A 401-nucleotide genomic window follows, 5' to 3' on the forward strand; every position below is an offset into this window, starting at 1 on the left:
TGGGTGAATTCTATGGTGGAAATTACATTGATGTGTACACTATTAAAGAATCTGTTGCCGATGGTGCCACTGTGGAACTACTTTACGATGAGGGTATCGCCCAAATGGATGTAAGGAAAGAAGAATTGGATGCGGAGTTTGAAGAGAAATTCCAAGATGCCTCCGAAGAAAAAAAGGACAAACTGAAGCGAGTTGCGCTTCAGAAGTATCAATTATCATCGAGTAGGATTACCGATATTGGTAAACATATTGTGAATCATTACCAGAGTAAAATATATCCTGATGGCCACAAGGCATTAATTGTTACCAGTGGTCGTGATGCTGCTATTAAGTATCATAAGGTGCTAACGGAGTTGAAAAAACAGGGGCTTCATAATTTTGATTCTAAAGTGGTCATAAGT

General features: G+C 38.9%; 1 pseudogene. It reads left to right on the top strand.

Annotated elements, in window-relative coordinates:
* Positions 1 to 401: pseudogene (locus tag HC175_RS19775) on the top strand (type I restriction endonuclease subunit R); the annotation flags it as partial.

This window comes from Salinimicrobium oceani (assembly GCF_012037645.1).